At 74.3% G+C, this 13,973-nt stretch carries 8 protein-coding genes; 6 read left to right on the plus strand and 2 right to left on the minus strand.

The window, feature by feature from the left end; genetic code table 11:
• Positions 1 to 37: 37 nt before the first annotated feature.
• Together ABZ805_RS17945 and ABZ805_RS17950 are read right to left on the minus strand one after the other, a co-directional pair.
• Positions 38 to 3,103 (minus strand): hypothetical protein, encoded by a 3,066-nt coding sequence (locus ABZ805_RS17945; protein WP_358441185.1) that lies wholly within the window; start codon positions 3,101 to 3,103, stop codon positions 38 to 40.
• A 119-nt stretch (positions 3,104 to 3,222) separates the two neighbouring features.
• Positions 3,223 to 3,852 (minus strand): LuxR C-terminal-related transcriptional regulator, encoded by a 630-nt coding sequence (locus ABZ805_RS17950; RefSeq protein WP_358441187.1) that lies wholly within the window; start codon positions 3,850 to 3,852, stop codon positions 3,223 to 3,225.
• 138 nt (positions 3,853 to 3,990) lie between these two features.
• On the opposite strand from ABZ805_RS17950, the gene ABZ805_RS17955 reads away from it, so the two are divergent.
• The 6 genes from ABZ805_RS17955 to ABZ805_RS17980 all read left to right on the plus strand — a co-directional run bounded on the left by ABZ805_RS17955 (position 3,991) and on the right by ABZ805_RS17980 (position 13,962).
• Positions 3,991 to 5,316: a hydrolytic protein gene (locus ABZ805_RS17955; protein ID WP_358441190.1), complete on the plus strand. Its 1,326-nt coding sequence runs from the start codon at positions 3,991 to 3,993 to the stop codon at positions 5,314 to 5,316.
• Between the two features lie 485 nt (positions 5,317 to 5,801).
• On the plus strand, positions 5,802 to 7,277 hold the full coding sequence (locus ABZ805_RS17960; RefSeq protein WP_358441192.1) for a helix-turn-helix domain-containing protein: 1,476 nt from the start codon (positions 5,802 to 5,804) through the stop codon (positions 7,275 to 7,277).
• Between the two features lie 59 nt (positions 7,278 to 7,336).
• Positions 7,337 to 8,242 (plus strand): YegS/Rv2252/BmrU family lipid kinase, encoded by a 906-nt coding sequence (locus tag ABZ805_RS17965; RefSeq protein ID WP_358441195.1) that lies wholly within the window; start codon positions 7,337 to 7,339, stop codon positions 8,240 to 8,242.
• A 164-nt stretch (positions 8,243 to 8,406) separates the two neighbouring features.
• Positions 8,407 to 11,535 carry a DEAD/DEAH box helicase gene (locus tag ABZ805_RS17970; protein WP_358441197.1) on the plus strand — a complete coding sequence of 1,043 codons (3,129 nt, stop codon included), beginning with the start codon at positions 8,407 to 8,409 and terminating at the stop codon, positions 11,533 to 11,535.
• A gap of 153 nt (positions 11,536 to 11,688) precedes the next feature.
• A complete protein-coding gene (locus ABZ805_RS17975) occupies positions 11,689 to 12,690 on the plus strand; it encodes a DUF4333 domain-containing protein (RefSeq protein WP_358441200.1) in 1,002 nt (333 codons plus the stop codon).
• Between the two features lie 51 nt (positions 12,691 to 12,741).
• A complete protein-coding gene (locus tag ABZ805_RS17980) occupies positions 12,742 to 13,962 on the plus strand; it encodes a GNAT family N-acetyltransferase (protein WP_358441203.1) in 1,221 nt (406 codons plus the stop codon).
• Positions 13,963 to 13,973 lie beyond the last annotated feature (11 nt).

Consider the following 13,973-nt stretch of genomic DNA (forward strand, 5'->3'; position numbering starts at 1 on the left):
ACTCCTGTTCCGGGCGGGCGTGCGGAGCGGGCCGGGGTCACCGCCGTCCCACCAGCGGCGGCGGCACCCCGGGCGCGACGACCAGGAACGGTTCCGGGATGTGGACCGGGCTGAAGCCGGCGCCCGCGGCGGTGATGTCGCGCGGGCCGAGCCGGTCCTTCGGCAGGATCAGCAGCTGCGCCGCGAACCTCCCGTCGGGGCCGGGGAACGTGGGTGCGGCGGCCGCGGTGATCCCCGGCGTCCAGTTCAGCCGCACCGGCACCCCCGGCGGGAAGTCGAAGCCGCGCACCGAGGTCACGAATCCGGGCTCACCGACTTCCGGCACCGCGATGATCCGCGGTTGCAGCACCCGGTACGGGGCGCGCGCCACGTTGTCCGCCGGGGTCGTGTCGGTGCCGGTGGTGCGCAGCGTGCCGGTGATCTGGCCGTCCAGCGCGGCGTTCGGCGCCAGCAGGAGCCGCACCGGCCGTTCCGCGCCCGGCGGCAGGTCCGGCAGCAGGCACTGGCTCGCGGAGCAGCCCGGCGGCAGCGCCCGCACCGGAATCCCCGGCGGTAGCGCCATGTCCAGCGTCAACCCGGTGGCGGTCGAGCGGCCCGCGTTGCGCACCGTGAACGTCACGTCGGTGCGGCCGCCCACGTAGGACGGGTTCGGATCGACCCGCACCGCCACGCCCGGGGCCGCGGGCGGCGGTGGTGGCGGAGGCGGTGGAGGTGGCGGGGGCTCCGCCGCGACGACCGGCACGATGGTGGTGGCGGTGTTGTCGGCGGGCCTGCTGTCCCGCATCCGGCTCTCCGCCCGCCAGCGGAGCCGCTGGTCACCGCCCCGCACGCCGACGACGGTCGCGGTCACCCGCACCTGCTGGTCCGGTTCGAGCAGGCCCAGATCGCACTTCCCGCCCTCTCCGCAGCTGCCCTCGGTGGAGTCGATCCCGGTCAGCCGCGCGCCGTCCGGCACGGTGAGCTCGGCGGTCGTGCGCGGTGCGGAGGCGGGGCCGTTGTTGGTGATCTGCGCCGAGATCCGCACCTCGTCGCCCACGTCGATCTCGTCGGTGCGCTCCGGCGCGGACACGCTCACGTCGACCGTGGCCTGCCAGGTGGCTTCCTTCTGCCTGCCGGGGAAACCCTGGGTGAGCTGGGTGATCCGGCCGGTCTGCATGTCCACTATGGACTGGTGTTCGGGGCTGTTGACGTCGGCCCGCTCGGAGAACACCGCGCTGCTCCCGTCCGGGGACCAGCTGAGGTCCCGCGGCTGGAAGTGCTCCGGTGGATCGCCCCCTTCCCCCGGTTTGTCGCGGCAGGCGTCCTCGGACTCCGGGAGCAGCACCGAACAGGACTGGTCGTCGATCTCGTAGCGGTACAGCCCGTGCGGTTCCCGGTTGAACGCCAGGCTCTCGCCGTCCGGGGAGAACGCGGCGCTGTCGTCGATCACCCGCTGCGGGCAGTCGCACAGGTGCTCGGTGACGTTGCGCTGCTGATCCAGGTCGCCGACCTGGGCGAACCAGATGTGGTTGTAGCGCTGCTCGTCCGGCACGATCAGCTGCCCGCGGCTGAACGCGAGCCGCTGCCCGTCGGGGGAGAACACCGGCTGGGTGTCGTCCTCCGCCTCGTTCCGCACCGGCACCCGGTCGAGGACCTTGCCGGTGGCCACTTCCACGATCACGATCCGGCTCTTGCCTCGGTTCTGATCACCGGGCTGGCCGCCGGGGGAGCGGCGCGCCACCGCCATCTTCGTGCCGTCCGGGGACCAGGCCGCGTCGGTCTCCCAATCGCCCTGCTTCCGGTCCGCGATGGGCAGTTCGCGCCGGTTCGAGCCGTCCGCGTCCACCAGCTGGATGCGCTGCCGCCGGTCGCCCTGCGGTCCGCTGAACACGCTCACCGCGAGCGTCGCGCCGTCGGGGGAGTAGGACTGCCGCTGCGTCCACGGGTCGTACTTCGGATCCGGCTCGAACAGCTTGCTGGAGTCGTCCGCCGCCGCCGGGTCCTCGTGCAGCACATCCACGCCGAGGCTGCGCGGATCGCTGCCGTCGGGGCGGATGTCCTGCAGCTGAGCCACGTTGAAGCAGCACGCCGTCGTGCGCGCCACCAGCAGCCGCCCGCCCGGCAGCAGCGCGGGGGAGTCGACCTCCCGCACCTCGTCGAGCATGAGCACCGGCGTGTTCGAGGTGGGCGCGCTCGGCACGTCCACCCGGTACACGTAGTTCGTGGTGAACCGCCCGCTCGGCAGGTCGTGGCTCAGGAACAGCAGGCACTCGCCGTCCGCCCGCCACACCGGCCAGAAGCTCGTCCACGCGGCCTGGTCGCCGCCGAGCAGCGCGTCCCCGGTGGTCTGTCCTGAGCTCGACAGCACTCGCACCTGCTGGTCGTAGCTGTCCGAGAGGTTCCCGTCCGGGTCGAAGGTGTAGGCGATCCGGTCCTCGTCCACCGGGTTCCACGCGGGCTGCACCGCGGCCCCGCTCGGTTCCCGGGTGCGCTGCTGGGCGAACGCGCCGGTGACCTCGCGGGTGTAGATCTGCCAGCGTCCCGACGCGTTCCCGGCGAACGCGATCCGCTCGCCGTCCGGGGAGAACGACGGCCACGTCTCGTCCGACGCGGAGGTGGTCAGCCGGGTCAGCTGGGTCCCGTCGGTCCGCACCCGCCACAGGTCCCGCTGCGTGCGTTGCCCGCCGGCCGGTTCCGCGGAGTCGAACACCACCCAGCGCCCGTCCGGGGACAGCTTCGGATGCGCGGCGTCCCGGCCTTCGGTCAACCGGCGCACCTCGCCCGCCCCGTCGCGCAGGTACACCTGCGCGGTGGCCTCGTCGCGGAGGCTGGTGAACACCACGAGGTCGCCGCGGGTGGCCGGATCCTCGTCGAAGTGCGCGGGCCGCTCCGCCAGCAGCGGTTCCGAGGTCTTCCCGTCCGCCGACCCGGAGGTGTCGTCGACCGACCCGATGCTGCGGTGGCCCGGCCCCGAGAACGCGATGCGCCCCGGCGGCGGGTCCTCCGGCTCCTGCTGCGCCGTCGCGGGCGGCAACCAGATCAGCCCGCACAGCACCACGAGCACCCCGAGCAAGGCGCCCCCGACGCGCATCCACCCGCGCCGGAACGCGCCCGACACCTGCATTCCCCACCTCCGAGCTCGGCACCCGCACTGATCCTGTCCGTCGGCAGGGGCACCCGGGAGGTCCGGTCAGGCACCGGAACGGGAAGCCCGCGGGGGACTTTCGGGCAACCCGGGGTGGATCAGATCAGTCCCTGCCGCATCACGTGGCCCACCGCGTGCGCGCGGTTGCGCAGCTGCAGGCGGGTGGTGACCTCGTGCAGGATGTTCTTCACCGTGCGCTCCGAATACGACATCTTCACCGCGATCTCCCCGGTGTCGAAGCCCTCCGAGATCAGCCGCAGCACCTCCACCTCCCGCGCCGTCAACGTCGACAGGTTGAACCCCTGCGCGGCGTCGGCGGAATTGCGCTGCAACCGGCCCACGTGGTCCAGCAGCCGGGAGAGCATGTCGCCGGGCAGCATGCTCTCCCCGCGCACCAGGGCGGTGATCAGCCCGACGACCCGGTCCTGCTCGGCCTCCGCCCGCCGCAGCACCGCGGACACCCCGCACTCGATGACGATGCGCAGCGCGTTCTGCCCGAACTCGCCGACGATGAGTCCGGTGCGGGTGCTCGGCGTCCGCTGCAGCCGCCGCAGCAGCAGCACCGCCTCGTCGTCCACCCGGTCCACCACGACCAGCGACACCTGGGCTCGTTCGTGCTCGTCGAGCTTCAGCACGTCCACCTCGGGACGTGGGCGCAGCTGCGCGGTCACGCCCGCGTGCAGCAGCGGATCGCCCGCGTGCACCGCGACGGGCACTCTCGTGGTCATGTGCGCTGTCTCCTCACCTCGGGTGGAGTGTCCGGGAGGTCCGGGCAGTGGAGTTGCGTCGTTGCGGGCAGCCGCCTTGCCCGCCCGCTGCCCGCGCGGCCCTGCCGCGGACGGCCGGGGGCACCTAGCTTTCGTCGGGTGAGCACCTCAGCTGAGTGGGAGAACGAGACGATCGTGGTCGCCCCGGGAGGGGAGGCCACCACGACCCTGACCGTGCACAACGGCACCGACATCGTGGAGGCCTACGAGTTCGAGGTCGTCGGCCGCTGCGCGCCGTGGACGGTCGTCGAACCGGCGCGGCTCTCGCTCTACCCGGGGACGCGGGGCAGCGTGACGCTGGTGCTGCGCCCGCCGAGGTCTCCCGAGGCGCCCGCGGGGGAAGTGCCGCTGGGGGTGCGGGTCACCCCGGTGGAACGACCGGACCTGGCCGCGGTGCCCGAGACGACGGTGCACATCGAACCGTTCCAGCAGCTGCGCGCGTGGCTCGCGCCGCAGCGCCGCCGCGCCTGGCTCACCGGCCGCTACGACGTGATGCTGCACAACCAGGGCAACACGCCGGTCGACGTGCCCCTGGAACCGAGCGACGCCGCCGAGGAACTCCGCTTCCGGCTGGAGGAGACCCGGCTGCGGGTGGACCCGGACGACCAGGTGGAGGTGCGGCTGCGGGCGCGCGCCCCGAAGCTCCTCTGGTTCGGGAAACCGGTGCACACGCCGTTCATCGTCACCGCCTCGCCGATCGCCGTCCACGACGCGGCGCCGGTGCCGACGGGGGCCGGCCCGCTGCCTGCACCGGGGCTCGACGCGTACCCGGAACAGCTGGACGGCGAGCTGCACCAGCTGCCGATCCTGCCGAAGTGGCTGCTGGCGTTGCTGGCGCTGCTGCTGGCGCTCGTGCTCGCCTGGTTCGCGCTGATGAAACCGGCGCTGGAGTCGGCGGCGAGGGAAGCCGCGGAAGAACGGGCGCAGGAGCTGGCGCGCAACGGCGAACTCGCCCCGCCCCCGCAGCCGCAACCCGAACAGCCGCCCGCGCAGGAACCGGGCGGGGACCAGCAGCAGGGCCAGCCGCCCGGAGCGGTTCCACCCGGGAGCAATACGGCGCCGGACGGCGGGCAGTTCTCCACGACCATTCGAGTGACCACGAATGGCGGAGGCAGCGCGGCGGAGCCGTACATCGTTCCGGAGGGCAAGGTGTTCTTCATCACCGACTTGGTGTTGGCGAACTACCAAGGGGACGAAGGCGTTCTCACCATTTGGTTCGGCGGCCGCCAGATCAGCGTGATCGCGCTGGAAACGTTCCGGAACCAGGACTACCACTGGGTCACACCGATCGCGGTACCGGCGGAAGGGCGAGTCGTCGGACAGGTGAATTGCAGCCTGCCCGGAACTCCGCCGTCCGGTCAGCGCGCGGACCGGTGCCGGGAGGTGCTCAACGTGAGCGGTGTGCTGCGCGATGTGCCGAGATGATCCGGAACTCCCGAATTCCGGCATTCCGCCGAAGTATCGCGAACGCCGGTCGCACCAGCGCCGATGGCCCGCACGGTGCCCCGGCATGCGCATCCCTCCCCGAATCGATCGCACGCCGCCCGACCGGCGCCCCCCTGATCCAGCGAAGCACGAAATGCCGAGCCCGGCCAGGAAGATCCACCGGAAGAACCGGGGTGCCGATTTCTTCCGGTCCGGCGGCGCCGCTCGGCTGATCGAGTGTCTTTCCGCTGCCATTCGGATGCGTCCATTCGAGCGGCCGGAATGCGCCCGGTGACAACGGATCCGCGGGAAAGGGAATCGCGAGTCCCCGGGCGTTGTGCGGCGCGACGCGGCACCGGATAATGGTGTCCGGAGAGCGCCGGGGGGCGTCGGGAAAGAAGTTCGCACCGCAGCGCGGCGGTCGGAATTCCGGCAGGGCACGTCGGCGGACCGGGTCCGCCGCTGCGGAAGAAGTGGTGGGGTAGATGGCGCAGGTCGGTCCCGGCGACACCCCGCACCCCGGTTTCGGGACCGTGCTCCGGCGGCGCCGCGCCCGCGCCGGGCTCACCCAGGAGGAACTGGCCCGCCGCACCGGCATCAGCGCCCGCGCCATCGGCGACATGGAACGCGGCCGGGTCGCGCGCCCGCAGGCCCGGACGCTGCGCTCGCTCGCGGCGGCCCTCGCCACCGACGAAGCGGAACTGCGGAACCTGCTGCCGCGCCCGGAGGCCGCGCCACCCGCGGCCGACCCGGACTGGGGCGGGCTGCTGTGCGCCCCGCCGCCCGAGATCGCCGACCTCACCGGCCGCGAACGTGCGACCGACGAGCTGCGGTCCGCGCTGGCCGCGTCGCGCCGCCCGCGCAGCGCCCCCGCCGTCGCCGTCACCGGAGCGCCCGGCGTCGGCAAGTCCACGTTCCTGGTGCACACCGCGCACCGGCTGGCCGAGCGCTACCCCGACGGCTGCTTCTTCCTGCCCATGCACCGGAACGGGCGGGTGCCGCCTGCGGACGCGCTCGGCGTGGTGCTGCGCGCGCTCGGCGTCGCCGAGCACCGGTTGCCGGCCGGCACCGACGCGCGCTCCAGCCTGTACCGGTCGCTGCTGCGGAACCGGGCGGTGCTGCTGGTGCTCGACGACGTCACCGACGAAGCGCAGGTGCGGCCGCTGCTGCCCAGCAACCCGGACTGCCTGCTGCTCATCGCCGGGCGGGGCGGGCTGGCCGGGCTGGAATCGGTGACGCGGATACCGCTGGACGTGCTCGCCCCGGCCGACGCGGTGCGGCTGCTCGGCGGCATCGCCGGAGCCGAGCGGGTGCGCCGCGAACCGTCGGCGAGCCTGGCGCTGGCCGAGGTGTGCGGGTACCTGCCGCTGGCGCTGCGCATCGCGGGCAACCGGCTCGCCGGGCGCCCCACCTGGCGGGTGTCCGACCTGCTGCGGTTGCTGGGGGACCGGCGCAGGCGGCTCGACGCGCTCACCGCGGGCGATCTGGGGGTGCGGCCCTCCTTCGAGGCGGCGCACCGGCGGTGCGGGCAGCCGGCCAAGGTCGTGTTCCGGCGGCTGGCGCTCGGCGCGGACGCGGAGATCACGGTGCGGCGGGCGGCGCTGCTCGCGGAGCTGGACGTGGACTCCGCCGAGCGGGCGCTGGAGGAGCTGGTGGACCTCGGGCTGCTGGACTGCGCGGCGGGCGGCGGGCGCTACGCCCTCGCGGAGCTGCCGCGGCTGTTCGCGGAGGAGCGGTTCCGCGCGGAGGAACCGGCGTGGCCGAGCCCGGTGCGGGCCGCCGAGCGCGCCTGCGCGGGCCCGGCCCGCCCGGCCGCCCGCGCACCGCACCTGCCGCAGGCGGCGGGCCACGAGCAGCACCGCGTCGCGGAACCCCCGCTGCGGGGGGCGTGGCGCGCGCTCGAAGGCCTCGTCCGGTTGGACGAGTCCACCCCGGATTTCGGCGCGAACGGCCGCCGCTGACCGGCGGCGCCGGAGGGGCGCTGGTCACGTGACGGGGGCGTGGGCCACGATGTTGCCCCATGCGCACCGTGGTGTTGATCAATCCAGCTTCCGGCCGGGGCCGCGCCGCGGCCATCGCCGCGCAGGCCGTGCGGCGGTTCCGCGTGGTCTCCGCGGTCCGGGTCGTGGTCGCCGCCGACGCCGCCCAGTTCGCGAGCGCCGCCCGCGCCGCGGTGAGCGACGACGTCGACGTGCTGGCCGTGGTCGGCGGGGACGGTGCCGCGCACGCCGCGGTGCAGGTCTGCGCCGGGGCGCGCACCGCGCTGGCGATCATCCCGGTCGGCACCGGCAACGACCTGGCCCGCGCGCTCGGCCTGCCCACCGACCCGTTGGAGGCCGCCCGCGCCGCCACCGACGCCGTCCAGGGCGGGCACCGCAGGGCGCTGGACCTGGGCCGCGTGGTCGGCGGCCAGCGGTTCGCGACCGTGCTGTGCGCCGGGTTCGACGCCCAGGTCAACGGCCGAGCGAACCGCTCCCGGCTGCCCATCGGGCGCGCCCGCTACGACGTGGCGGTGCTGCACGAGATCGCGCGGCTGCAGGCCATGCCGCTGCGCGTGGAAGCGGACAACGTGGTGCTCGACGTGGCCGCGACCTGCGTGGCCGTCGGCAACACCCCCTACTACGGCGGCGGGGTGCCGATCTGCCCGGACGCGGACCCGACCGACGGGCTGTTCGACGTGACGGTCGTCGGGGAGGTCGGCCGCGCCGACCTGCTGCGGGTGCTGCCCGCGATCCGCAGCGGCAAGCACGTCGAGCACCCGGCGGTGCGCACGCTGCGGGCCCGTTCGGTGCGGCTCGGCGGCGGCAACGGCTGGACCGCGTTCGCCGACGGCGAACCGCAGGCCAGGCTGCCGGTGAGCCTGCGCTGCCAGCCCGCCGCGCTGCAGGTGCTCGCCCCGGCCGCCGCCAAGATCGACGCGGCCTGAGCTGCTCGTTCGCCCCAGGTGAACGGCCCGTTCGCCCGCGCACGCCGCTCGGACGGGCCGTTCACCTCGGCGCCCCGGGACGTGGCCGGAGCACTGCGCGTGCGACGACGGTCGGTGCGATGTGAAAGCCTGTCAGGGTGGCTGTGAGCCGTTCGCACTCCGACATGTCGCATCCGGATCGCTCGGGATCGGATGAGAAGAACCCCGGTTCGCCGGGTGACCCGGCCGCCGAGAACCCGCCCGCGGTGGAACCCGGTTCCGCCGACGCGTCCCGCGGGAGCGGGGGAGCCCCGCGCCGCAACCGGACCCGGGGCGGCCGCCGCACCGGTGAGCAGGACCGGGGCGCCCGGCCCGCAGGTGGGCCGAGCCGGGAGGACCGGTCCGCCGACGAGCGGAACCGGGACGACCGCTCGACCGGGGAGCAGGACCGGGACGACCGCTCCGCTCCGGAGCAGGACCGAGGTGACGGCCCCGTCGCGGACGAGGCCCGCCGCGGCCGCTCCACCGGCGAGAACGCCCGCCGCGCGGCCCCGGGCGACGCACCCGCCTCGCCCGCCGAGTCCTACGCCGCGCACCGCCGCCGCAGCGCGCACCCGAAGTTCGCCGAGTTCGCGGGCTCGATGAACTTCGAACTGGACGCATTCCAGCGCACCTCCTGCCAGGCCCTCGAATCCGGCCACGGCGTGCTGGTGTGCGCGCCCACCGGCGCGGGCAAGACGGTGGTCGGCGAGTTCGCGGTGCACCTGGCGCTGTCCGAGGGCCGCCGCTGCTTCTACACCACCCCGATCAAGGCGCTGTCCAACCAGAAGTTCGCCGACCTCTGCGAGCGCTACGGCGAGGACGCGGTCGGCCTGCTCACCGGGGACACCTCCATCAACGGCGACGCGCAGGTCGTGGTGATGACCACCGAGGTGCTGCGCAACATGCTCTACGCGGGCTCGCGAGGCATCGACCAGCTCGGCTACGTGGTGATGGACGAGGTGCACTACCTCGCCGACCGGTTCCGCGGCGCCGTCTGGGAAGAGGTGATCCTGCACCTGCCGCAGCACGTGCAGCTGGCCAGCCTGTCCGCGACGGTCAGCAACGCCGAGGAGTTCGGCGAGTGGCTGGTGGCGGTGCGCGGCGACACCACCGTCGTCGTGGACGAGCACCGCCCGGTGCCGCTGTGGCAGCACATGCAGGTCGGCTCCCGGATGTTCGACCTGTTCGGCGGCGAGACCTCCGAGCGGGAGCTGACGCTGAATCCGCGGCTGCTGCGCCACACCCAGGAGCTGTCCCGAGTGCACTCGCCGTACGGCCGCGGCCGCGGCGGCCCCGGCGGCGGCAAGCGCAAGGGCGCCCGGCCACCGCGGTTCTTCGCGCCGTCGCGGGTGGAGATCCTGGACAGCCTGAACTCGGCGGGCCTGCTGCCCGCGATCGTGTTCATCTTCAGCCGCGCCGGTTGCGACGCCGCGGTCACCCAGTGCATGCGCGCCGGGTTGCGGCTCACCGGTGAGCACGAGCTGGACGAGATCCGCGAGGTCATCGACGAGCACACCAGCTCGCTGCCCGAGGCGGACCTGACGGTGCTCGGCTACTGGGAGTGGCGCGACGCGCTGGAGCGCGGGGTCGCCGCGCACCACGCCGGGCTGCTGCCCGCGTTCAAGGAGACGGTGGAGGAGCTGTTCGTCCGCGGCCTGGTGAAGGCCGTGTTCGCCACCGAGACCCTCGCCCTCGGCATCAACATGCCCGCCCGCACCGTGGTGCTGGAGCGGCTGGTCAAGTTCAACGGCGAATCGCACGTCGACCTCACGCCCGGCGAGTACACCCAGCTCACCGGCCGCGCGGGCCGCCGCGGCATCGACATCGAAGGCCACGCGGTGGTGGTGTGGCAGCCGGGCATGGACCCGAAGCAGGTCGCCGGGCTCGCCTCGACCCGCACCTATCCGCTGCGCTCCTCGTTCCGGCCCGGCTACAACATGGCCGTGAACCTGGTGCAGCGGGTGGGCCGGGACGCGGCGCGGGACCTGCTGGAGCAGTCGTTCGCGCAGTTCCAGGCGGACCGCTCGGTGGTCGGCCTGTCGCGGCGGGTGGACCGCAACGCGGAAGCCCTGGAGGGCTACGCCGAGTCGATGACCTGCCACCTCGGCGATTTCGCCGAGTACTTCGCGCTGCGCCGGCGCATCTCCGAGCGGGAGAAGGTGCTGGCCAGGCAGAACCGGGCGTCCAAGCGGGCGGAGGCGGCGAAGTCGCTGGAGAACCTGCGCAAGGGCGACGTCATCCAGGTGCCCGCAGGTCGCCGCTCCGGGCTGGCCGTGGTGATCGACCCCGGCCTGGAACCGATGGGGGAGCCGCGTCCGCTGGTGGTCACCGAGGACCGCTGGTCCGGCCGGTTGTCCGTCGCCGACTTCACCTCCCCGGTGGAGGCGCTGGGCCGGATGCGGCTGCCCAAGCACGTGGACACCCGCTCCCCGAAGTCCCGCCGCGACCTGGCGTCGAGCCTGCGGGACACCGGGATCTCGGTGGGCGGGCGCGGCGGGCGCCGGTCCGACGTCGGCGACGACGCCGAGCTGGCCAGCCTGCGCCGCGCGCTGAAGGCGCACCCCTGCCACGGCTGCGACGAGCGGGAGAAGCACGCCCGCTGGGCCGAGCGGCACGAGCGGCTGCGCTCGGAGACCGAGCACCTGCGGCGCAAGGTCTCCACCACCACGCACTCGCTGGCGCGCGCGTTCGACCGGATCATCGGCCTGCTCGCGGAGCGGGACTACGTGGCGCCGGACGATCCGGAGCAGCCGGTCACCGAGAACGGCAGGCGGCTCACCCGGCTCTACAGCGAATCGGACCTGCTGGCCGCGGAATGCCTGCGCGCCGGGATCTGGAAGTCCTTGCAGCCCGCGGAACTCGCGGCCGTGGTGTCCGCGCTCGTCTACGAGACCCGGCGGGAAGGCGCGGTCTCGCCGCCGGTGCCGTCGGGTGCGGTGGCCGACGTGCTGGACAGGACCTGGGACGTGTGGGGCGAGCTGGAAGAGGACGAGCGCAGGCACAAGCTGGACCGCACGCGCGAGCCCGATGCCGGGTTCGCGTGGCCGGTGTACCGGTGGGCGCGCGGCGAATCCCTGGAGCGGGTGCTCACCGCCGCCGAGTCCACCGGGCACGAGCTGTCCGCGGGTGACTTCGTGCGCTGGTGCCGCCAGGTGGTGGACCTGCTCGACCAGATCCGCGACGTCACCGGCAAGTCCGATCCGGTGGGCGCGGCGGCGGCGAAGGCCGTCACCGCGATCCGCCGGGGGGTCGTCGCCGCGGGCGCGGTCTGATCGGGCGCCGCGCCGGGATCGGTTGCGGCGGCGGCTGAATCGAGGCGGACCCGGCGGGGGTCATGGCGCGGTGGCGCGCTGTGATTGGATTCGGGGGAGCGGTGCGTCGGGGGTCGCGCACCGCAGAACTCTCAGCTTTCCCGGAGGTACCAGATGAGCGGCCCCAACGGCCCGTCCCCGCAGGGCGGTCGGCCGGCGCAAGGGCACCCCGGTTCCGCGGCCGGTGTCGGCCAGCGGACCAACCCCGGTCTCCCGGTCCCCGGCCGTCGTCCCGGGCGGCCGGGCCAGGGCAGGCCCGGGCAGGGCGGTCCCGAGCAAGGCAGGCCCGAGCAGGGCAGGCCGGAGCAGGGCGGGTCCGGGCAGACGCAGCCCGGCCAGGTCCAGCCGCCGGCGCAGCAGCAGACCCGGAACCAGCCGACGCCCAACCAGCCGACGCCCAACCAGCCGACGCCCAACCAGCCGACGCCCAACCAGCCGACGCCCAACCAGCCGACGCCCAACCAGCCGACGCAGAACCAGCAGGCGCAGCAACAACAAGCGCAGCAGCACCAGAACCAGTCGGCGCAGCAGCAGGCCTCGCACCAGTCGCAGCAGCAGACCGTCCGGACCCAGCACCCGCGGCAGCAGCAAGCCCACCCGCGGCAAGGGGAATCCGCCCCGCAGCAACCGGGACCGGACCGCAGGCCCGGCGGCGCGAACCAGGACACCCGGCCCCGCACCGGCGACGCGGGCGCCCGCCCGCGGGCCACCGGCGCCGAGTCGACCGCCCCGAACCTGCCGCCGATCGTCGTCGGCCCGCCCGGCCGCGGCTCCGCCCCGCCGTCGGCACCGCGCACGAGGTCGAAGGTGCCGTGGGTGTTCGGCGGCGCGGTCCTCGTGACCGTCGCCGGATCGCTCGCCGTCGTCGGTTTCGTGCACCCCGGCGTGCTGGTGCACGACCGGTTCGACGCGGACGGCCTGCAACGGGGGGTGGAGCAGACGCTGCGCGACTCCTACCACCTGGGCACCGTCGAATCGGTGAGCTGCCCGGCGGGCCAGGAGGTCGTCGCCGGGAACCGCTTCGACTGCCAGGTGACCCTCGGCGGCGGGACCAAGCCGGTGTCGGTGACCGTCCGGGACTCCTCCGGCATCTACGAGGTGGGCTACCCGCGGTAGTCGGCGGGGAATTCGCTCGACGAACTCGGCGGTGCTGGGCAGGATGCAGGCGTGACCGACGTCCACGTGCGGCCGCTGGCCGAATCCGAGTACCGCCCGAGCTTCGACCTGTTCGTGACCGCCCTGCACGAACCGCAGCGCGTCGGCGACGACCGCTGGCGCCGCTCGGTGGCCCGGTACGAGCCGGGCCGGGTGCTCGGCGCGTTCCTCGACGGCGAGCTCGCGGGCACCGCCCTGTCGCTGCCTTCCACGCTGGAGGTGCCCGGTGGCGCGGTGCTGCCCGCCGCCGCGGTGACGGGGGTGGCGGTGCGCGCCGACCGCACCCGGCGCGGCCTGCTGCGGGAGCTGATGCGCGCGCAGCTGGCCGACCTGCGCGAGCGCGGGGAGCCGCTGGCGATGCTGCACGCCTCCGAGACGCGGATCTACCCCCGCTTCGGCTACGGCCTCGGCACCCGTTCGCAGCGGGCCCGGGTGGCGCGCACGCACGCCGAGCTGCGCCCGGACGCTCCGGTCGGCGGGCAGGTGCGGCTGGTGGACGGGATCGCGGCGGAGAAGCTGCTGCCGGAGCTGTACGCCCGCATCGGCACCGGCAGGCCGGGGCTCATGGCGCGCAGCGACGGCTGGTGGACCACGCGGCTGGGCGCCGCGGTGGAGAACGGCGGAACGCTGCGGGTCGCGGTGCACTCCGACGAGTCCGGCACCGACGACGGCTTCGCGCTGTGGGAGCCGTCGAAGGCGGACCACCAGTTCGGCGACGGCGCCGTCCAGATCCAGGTGAGCGACCTGCACGGCGCGGACGACACCGCCGTCGCCTCGCTGTGGCGGTTCCTGCTGGGACTGGACCTGGCGACCTCGGTGATCGCGGTGGACCGGCCGTTGGACGAGCCGATGCCGTGGTGGCTGGCGGACCGGCGCGGGTACGGCGTGGACCGGGTGGACGACGACCTGTGGGTGCGGCTGGTGGACGTGCCCGCGGCGCTGGCCGCGCGGTCCTACGGCGCGGCGGCCGCGGTCGTCGTGGAGGTGCGGGACGCGTTCCTGCCGCAGAACTCGGGCGCCTACCGGATCGGCCCGGGCGGCGCGGAACCGGTGGCGGACGCGCCGCAGCTGAGCCTGGACGTGGACGTGCTGGGGTCGCTGTACCTGGGCGACGTCGCCCCGAGCACCCTCGTGGCGGCGAACCGCATCGACGTCCACGACCCGGCGGCCGTTCCCGCCGCCGACGCCCTCTTCGCCACCCCGCGCCTCCCGTGGTGCGGAACCGGGTTCTGACCCTTCCCGGC

The sequence above is a fragment of the Saccharopolyspora sp. NPDC047091 genome (genome assembly GCF_040643635.1).
Lineage (GTDB): Bacteria > Actinomycetota > Actinomycetes > Mycobacteriales > Pseudonocardiaceae > Saccharopolyspora_C.